Origin of the sequence: Nostoc sp. CHAB 5715, assembly GCF_020829685.1 — a bacterium.
In the GTDB taxonomy this organism is placed as follows: domain Bacteria; phylum Cyanobacteriota; class Cyanobacteriia; order Cyanobacteriales; family Nostocaceae; genus Nostoc.
This window is the reverse complement of sequence record NZ_JAIVFR010000555.1, coordinates 1-5,094: the sequence shown is the minus strand read 5'-3', so window position 1 is coordinate 5,094 and position 5,094 is coordinate 1. Positions and strand designations below refer to the sequence as shown.

At 43.1% G+C, this 5,094-nt stretch carries 8 protein-coding genes and 1 pseudogene; 7 read left to right on the top strand and 2 right to left on the bottom strand.

Going from position 1 to position 5,094, the window contains the following annotated elements:
• Positions 1 to 62 precede the first annotated feature (62 nt).
• Positions 63 to 251 (bottom strand): hypothetical protein, encoded by a 189-nt coding sequence (locus LC574_RS25905; protein WP_229456403.1) that lies wholly within the window; start codon positions 249 to 251, stop codon positions 63 to 65.
• Positions 244 to 420, bottom strand: a complete 177-nt coding sequence (locus LC574_RS25900; RefSeq protein ID WP_167407596.1) for a hypothetical protein — start codon at positions 418 to 420, stop codon at positions 244 to 246. The genes LC574_RS25905 and LC574_RS25900 overlap by 8 nt, the downstream gene beginning before the upstream one ends.
• 165 nt (positions 421 to 585) lie before the next feature.
• On the opposite strand from LC574_RS25900, the gene LC574_RS25895 reads away from it, so the two are divergent.
• From LC574_RS25895 to LC574_RS25870, 7 genes and pseudogenes are all read left to right on the top strand, one after another.
• Positions 586 to 1,107: a Ycf51 family protein gene (locus LC574_RS25895; protein ID WP_229456402.1), complete on the top strand. Its 522-nt coding sequence runs from the start codon at positions 586 to 588 to the stop codon at positions 1,105 to 1,107.
• A 10-nt stretch (positions 1,108 to 1,117) separates the two neighbouring features.
• A complete protein-coding gene (locus LC574_RS25890) occupies positions 1,118 to 1,255 on the top strand; it encodes a hypothetical protein (RefSeq protein ID WP_229456401.1) in 138 nt (45 codons plus the stop codon).
• Positions 1,256 to 1,710: 455 nt separating this feature from the next.
• Positions 1,711 to 2,901, top strand: coding sequence for an iron-containing alcohol dehydrogenase family protein (locus tag LC574_RS25885; RefSeq protein WP_229456400.1), 1,191 nt, complete (start codon positions 1,711 to 1,713; stop codon positions 2,899 to 2,901).
• Positions 2,898 to 4,130: an aspartate aminotransferase gene (locus LC574_RS25880; protein ID WP_229456399.1), complete on the top strand. Its 1,233-nt coding sequence runs from the start codon at positions 2,898 to 2,900 to the stop codon at positions 4,128 to 4,130. The genes LC574_RS25885 and LC574_RS25880 overlap by 4 nt, the downstream gene beginning before the upstream one ends.
• 45 nt (positions 4,131 to 4,175) lie before the next feature.
• Positions 4,176 to 4,460: a hypothetical protein gene (locus LC574_RS25875; protein ID WP_229456398.1), complete on the top strand. Its 285-nt coding sequence runs from the start codon at positions 4,176 to 4,178 to the stop codon at positions 4,458 to 4,460.
• Positions 4,457 to 4,639 (top strand): PIN domain-containing protein, encoded by a 183-nt coding sequence (locus LC574_RS39235; RefSeq protein ID WP_368736736.1) that lies wholly within the window; start codon positions 4,457 to 4,459, stop codon positions 4,637 to 4,639. Before LC574_RS25875 ends, LC574_RS39235 begins: the two co-directional genes overlap by 4 nt.
• 330 nt (positions 4,640 to 4,969) lie before the next feature.
• Positions 4,970 to 5,094, top strand: a pseudogene (locus LC574_RS25870) (Na+-transporting NADH:ubiquinone oxidoreductase, subunit NqrB); the annotation flags it as partial.

Here is a 5,094-nt window from a genome sequence, read left to right as displayed (position 1 = left end):
TTATTCGCTACAACCTAACAAAATCGCATTGCTCCCTAACGGAGTAATGATTTGTTTTTTAGCTATGGCTCTAAGCCTTGGTTACGTTTTTCTTGGATGACTTGTTGTAGTTCATCTACTGAATTGAGACGTTTGCCATTAGACTGAACGTGTAATGCTAGGGCGTGAATTGCTTCGGCATCGCTACGATTTTGTAAGACATAATCTCGCAATTGCTTGCGTGTCATTTCTCTAAAGTTAGGCTTATTCATAATCAACCTCTGCTTCTGGATTAATTACTACAACTGTCTCTTCACCTGCTATTACTACGATGTTATTTGTTCGCTCATCTAAGGTAACTAGGTAAACCGGGAGATACATTCGCGTTAGCCAAGTCAAGACTCGGTATAACTGTTTCAATTGTTCTGAGGTTGGCTCCATTTCACCGCTCAACTTAGGCTAAACCCAAGTTTAAACTTTATTATGACTGCGATAGCACTCAATATTCTGATTGGCATTAAAGAATACGATAACCCTTATGGTGTAAGCTCTCGGTAAAATAGGTGTGTCGGTAACGAAAAAAAAGACGCATCCATAACCAACCTTATGCTCACAACAGCTGACTTTCTTGAGTACACCCAATGGTCAGGTATCGCTACCTTGCTATTTGCTGCCTTAACATTTTTGGCTTTTATTCTCAAATGGGGCATCCGCTTTCGGCTGGTGGGTACGACTGGCTTTATGCTGGTGCTGACGGCTGGTTTATTTGTACTCTCGATAGTCCCCTTGAGTCGGACTGTGATTCCAGGAGCAGCCCGGTACACTCTAGTTTATGACAATGGGTCAACACAAGCGGTGATTGCCACATCACCCCAAATTACACCCACACAATTAGAAGCAACTTTACGTCAAGCAGTTAGTAATCTGTTTTCTTCTGGTCGCTCAGGTACACGGCAAGAGGACAAGTTGATAGTTCGCGCTCGTACCATTATCCACCCGGAACCAGGGACTTCTGTACCAGTTTACTTGGGTGAGGCCAAGCGATCGCTCGTTTCTCGTGAAAATTCTGCGATCGCAATCGAAATTTACCCAGAAAAATTCGCCCAATTGCCAAAACCTACTGCTTAAGAGGCAGTTCTTGCTGGGGGCAGGGAAAGCAGGGGAAGAAAATACTTCCTCATCCCCCTCATCTCCCTCATCTCCCTCATCTCCCTCATCCCCCTCATCCCCTTGCCTCCTGCCCTCCTCGGTAATAATTCACCTGTTATCAGGATGACATAATTTATTTTGTATTTACCGATACATTAATAGTTATTTTTAGATTAAGATATTCACACTTTTAGTGGTTACACTTTGGGAAAAAGTTAATTAGCGTGCGGGTAGTGAGTACTGGCAGTTGTGATTTGTCAGTTGTTATCCTAATTACCACTGTTGACATTTTAACAAGTCTTTGCAGCAAATAAATGTTTGCCCCTACGCACCTATCCATAGCTGGAATGACCATCGACAGATTATTCAGTTCTCAATCCCTTTTCTTGAGAATCTGAGAATGGTAATGTTAATTAATTATACGGTTATTCAAAACTTTGATAGTTCGGAATTTTAGGCTAATGGGCATTATAGATTCAGGGTGTAAGGTTGGAGCCATCCAAAAACCAGTTTGGCAACAAGTATTCCTTGTCACCAGTCTATTAAATTAAGAAATATCAAGGTTTTGGCAAACTAGATTATATGTCTAATCAAATTTCTACTCAACCTTCTTTGTCTACTCAAACCTCTAGTTCATTATTTACGCTCACAGTTGCCCCAGCAAAAGTAATCCGTGGTTCTGGGGTGTTGCAAGCAGCCGCAGCAGAGATCGCCTGTTTGGGAAGTCGTCCCTTAATTGTGGCAGGTGAGTCTACTCTCGCCATCAGCCGAAAAAATTTGCTCCCAGTTTTAGAAACGCAACAGTTACATACTGCCCAAGCTTCCTATAGTGCAGATTGCTGTGAAGCTAGCCTGAAATCTTTACAGAAGAATGCAAAAGAACATAAAGCTGATGTGATTATCGGTGTTGGTGGTGGTAAAGCCTTAGATACCGCGAAATTAGTCGCGCATCAGTTACAGTTGCCAGTGGTGACAATTCCGACATCAGGGGCTACGTGTGCAGCTTGGAGTGCCTTGTCGAATGTTTATTCCGAAGACGGGGCGTTTCTTTACGATGTGGGGCTGTCTCGTTGTCCGGATTTATTGATACTTGATTATGACTTGATTAAAACTGCACCACAACGGACTTTAGTAGCTGGAATTGGTGATGCGATCGCTAAGTGGTATGAAGCCTCAGTTAGCAGTGGGCATTTGCAAGACACTTTAATTATTGCGGCAGTCCAACAAGCACGAGTTTTGCGAGATATCTTGTTACAAAAGTCAGCCGCTGCCCTGAAAGAACCAGGTAGTCAGGTTTGGCGAGAAGTCGTAGATGCGACTGTTTTATTAGCTGGGGTAGTTGGCGGACTTGGAGGAGCGCAGTGTCGCACAGTTGCGGCCCATGCCGTGCATAATGGTTTAACGCACATTTCAGGACATGGTAGTATTCATGGCGAAAAAGTTGCTTTTGGAATTTTGGTGCAACTGCGCTTAGAAGAAATGCTACAAGGCAATCAATTAGCAGCATCGGCACGGCAACAGTTGTTAAAGTTCTATACAGAAATTGGACTGCCCCAAAAATTAAGTGATCTGGGATTGGGCAATATTACATTAGGCGAATTGCAAACAGCCGCCGAAATTGCCCTAGTTCCTAATTCTGACATCCATCGACTACCGTTTAAAGTCGCGCCAGAACAGTTGATGGCAGCAATGGTTTCCACCACTGCACCCATAGATAGTAGAGATATGAATCGAGTTTCGCCCAAGGGAATCAGTGACGAGGTTGAAGCATGAGTTTAAATTGGATTGTCCCAGCAGAACGTATACAAAAACTACCCCCCTATGTATTTGCCCGTTTAGATGAACTAAAAGCTAAAGCGCGGGAACAAGGGTTAGATTTAATTGATTTGGGTATGGGAAACCCCGATGGTGCAACACCAGCACCAGTTGTAGAAGCTGCGATCGCCGCTTTAAAAGATTCCGCCAATCACGGTTATCCCCCTTTTGAGGGGACTGGTAGTTTCCGCCGAGCGATTACTAACTGGTATCATCGCCGTTATGGTGTGGTTCTCGATCCTGATAGTGAAGCTTTGCCACTACTCGGTTCTAAAGAAGGATTAACCCATTTAGCGATCGCCTACGTTAACCCTGGCGATTTAGTTTTGGTTCCTTCCCCAGCTTATCCCGCCCATTTTCGGGGGCCAGCGATCGCAGGCGGAAAAATTCACAGCTTAATCCTCAAACTAGAAAATGACTGGTTAATTGATTTAGCTGCAATTCCTGACGAGGTTGCAAGACTTGCTAAAATTCTCTATTTCAACTATCCCAGTAATCCCACTGCTGCCACAGCACCCCGCGAGTTTTTTGAAGAAATCGTCGCCTTCGCCCGCAAATATGAAATTTTGCTGGTGCATGATTTGTGTTATGCCGAGTTAGCTTTTGATGGTTATCAACCCACTAGCTTGTTAGAAATTCCCGGCGCGAAAGAAATTGGTGTAGAATTTCACACCTTATCTAAAACCTATAATATGGCTGGTTGGCGCGTTGGGTTTGTGGTGGGTAATCGCCATGTAATTCAAGGTTTGCGGACGTTGAAAACTAACTTGGATTACGGCATTTTTGCCGCATTACAAACAGCAGCCGAAACCGCCTTGCAATTGCCAGATGTGTATTTGCATGAAGTACAACAACGCTACCGTACCCGCCGCGATTTCCTGATTCAAGGGTTAGGAGAGTTAGGTTGGGATATCCCCAAAACCAAGGCGACTATGTATCTTTGGGTGAAGTGTCCTGTGGGTATGGGTTCCACAGACTTTGCCTTGAATGTGTTGCAGCAAACTGGCGTTGTTCTTACCCCAGGTAATGCCTTTGGGGTTGCAGGTGAGGGTTATGTCAGGATCAGTTTGATTGCTGACTGCGATCGCTTGGGTGAAGCTTTACATCGCTTCAAGCAAGCTGGCATTCGCTATCAACCTGAAGTTGTAGTCTCTGCTTCAGAAGCGATCATCGATCTCGTCAGTTGATTAGATGATGTTTGATATCATAGAAAAAAGTAGATAGAGTGAAAAATGATTGGTACTAATATTTACATCAGTCAAGAAACTCAAGAATCTCTAATTAAAGCTGCTGCTTTAAAAGAAATGTCTGTTGAAGAACTAGCTTCTTCTATTTTGAGAGAAAGTATTCAAGAAAAGTTTGGGCAAATTAGCTATTCTTCTGAGAATCAAGGCAAATTTGCCATTAATCCTCTTGTAAAAATGCAACCCTACGCTTATTTGGCAGATCCGAATGAACCCGTTATTTCTCCTGATGATTGGGAAATGAATCAGAATTTTGAAGAAAATGATTTGTGATCATTCTTGATACTCATATTTGGGTTTGGTGGAATCATAATGATTCAAAGTTGACCCTTGCCCACCGTGAGGCAATAAATAGGGAAAGACCTTATGGTTTAGGTGTTTGCTCTATCAGTTTGTTAGAAATTAGCAGACTTGTTACCCAAAATAAGTTAATTCTTCCCTGTTCGATTTGAATTTACCCCAATTTAGTGTTTTAGAGGAATATTTGGCAGATTTTCACCATAATGGTGTAATTTCATCGGTGCGTCCCTGCTGCGATTAGCGATAAGTTTATCTATGCTTGGGTAATTGTCTAACTGGTTCACGTATCAATATAGTTACAAGACGGTTGTTTTGTACAATACTGCTTGACATATCAACTTTTTTTGAAATAATATCTATACATCAACTTTTCTTGAAATATAGGATGCCCCAGTGCCTACCAGAGGCATGAAATCAAATTTACAAAAATCGCTGGCGTATTGCTGGCGAGAAGCTTTAGCAGAAGGAATTGGCACCTTTATTTTGGCATCATTTCCGCCTTAGTTCTCACCTCCGATGCCTGGGTTTCGCCGGGACAGTGGGGTGAAGAGTGGTGGTATGCGCTGTTATTTGCCGGGACTGGCGGCATGACTTTGCAGCGCATTGG

Coding starts and splice junctions, on each gene's coding strand:
- LC574_RS25905 (WP_229456403.1), bottom strand. CDS start 251: ATGAATAAGCCTAACTTTAGAGAAATGACACGCAAGCAATTGCGAGAT.
- LC574_RS25900 (WP_167407596.1), bottom strand. CDS start 420: ATGGAGCCAACCTCAGAACAATTGAAACAGTTATACCGAGTCTTGACT.
- LC574_RS25895 (WP_229456402.1), top strand. CDS start 586: ATGCTCACAACAGCTGACTTTCTTGAGTACACCCAATGGTCAGGTATC.
- LC574_RS25885 (WP_229456400.1), top strand. CDS start 1,711: ATGTCTAATCAAATTTCTACTCAACCTTCTTTGTCTACTCAAACCTCT.
- LC574_RS25880 (WP_229456399.1), top strand. CDS start 2,898: ATGAGTTTAAATTGGATTGTCCCAGCAGAACGTATACAAAAACTACCC.
- LC574_RS25875 (WP_229456398.1), top strand. CDS start 4,176: ATGATTGGTACTAATATTTACATCAGTCAAGAAACTCAAGAATCTCTA.